This is a genomic window from Pseudoalteromonas sp. 120-MNA-CIBAN-0494, from assembly GCF_040308885.1.
Taxonomy (GTDB): Bacteria; Pseudomonadota; Gammaproteobacteria; order Enterobacterales; family Alteromonadaceae; genus Pseudoalteromonas; species Pseudoalteromonas nigrifaciens.
On the sequence record NZ_JBEOOE010000082.1, the window covers coordinates 1 to 1,094 of the forward strand.

General features: G+C 33.2%; 1 protein-coding gene. It reads right to left on the reverse strand.

Annotated features, from left to right (window positions below):
- Positions 1–273: 273 nt before the first annotated feature.
- A complete protein-coding gene (locus tag AAEY55_RS18060; RefSeq protein WP_138570616.1) occupies positions 274–645 on the reverse strand; it encodes a GxxExxY protein in 372 nt (123 codons plus the stop codon).
- Positions 646–1,094 lie beyond the last annotated feature (449 nt).

A 1,094-nucleotide genomic window follows, 5' to 3' on the forward strand; every position in this document is an offset into this window, starting at 1 on the left:
GGAATGAGTAGTAAATGAGAAACCAAAGCCACTAACCTAAGTACTAATTATTTTGTTACTACCTCTAAAAGCGCAGCGTCTCTTAGTCCTCTTTGTGTATGATTTACTTAGATTTAATTGCAATGAGAGAAGGGAATGAGTAGTAAATGAGAAACCAAAGCCCTAATCCAATTGAATAATTATTTTGTCACTACCTCTAAAAGCGCAGCGCCTCTTAATCCTCTTTGTGCATCTTCACTTAAGAGAATATTAACTATCAAGTTGATTGAAAAATCATAAATTAAAGCGCTTGATACCATCAACCAACTTTAGTGTATTAAAGTTAATTAGTAAGCCCGTATTTATATTTGATAGCTTCATATATGTAATCAACTGCGCTGAGTGAATAGGTTGTAGTTTATCAACGGCCTTCAGTTCAATTATTAATTCATTTGGTAATAAAATGTCCAATTTATAGCCTGTTGCAATATATTGTTCCTTGTAAATTATTGGTAGTTCAACTTGATTTTTAATAAATAACCCAGCCTGACATAACTCATACATTAAACAAGATTCATAGCTTGACTCCAATAAGCCAGGGCCTAAGGTTTTGTGTACCTCTATAGCGCAGCCAATAACTATTTGTGTTAACTCGTCAATGTGCATGATTATCCTTATTCAATGGTAACTTTAAGAGTTAGATTTTTTATTTCTGCTTGTATTGATTTAGACTGATTATAGTTTAGTAAAGTAATTTATCCTTTACACAACAATTCAAAGCTTACCTAACATAGAAAATTGTATGAGAAAACATTAAATACTAGGCCTAGTTATTAATTAAAATATTCTGTATTTGTCACGTCCTCTAAATCGCAGAGCCTTTTCATCCTTTATATGAATAATTCACTAAGACCTAATTGAACTGAGAGAAGCAAATGAGAAGATCAAACAGATCTTAAGTAGAGCTCATAACTTATAGATAGACGCTGAGCTTGCCCGCGTGAAAAGTACAGCTTCTGATTTTTAAGTGTCATCCTCTAAAAGCGCAGCGTCTCTTAGCCCTCTTTGTGCATAATTTTCTTAAAGATCTTATTGCACTGAGAGAAGCGAATGAG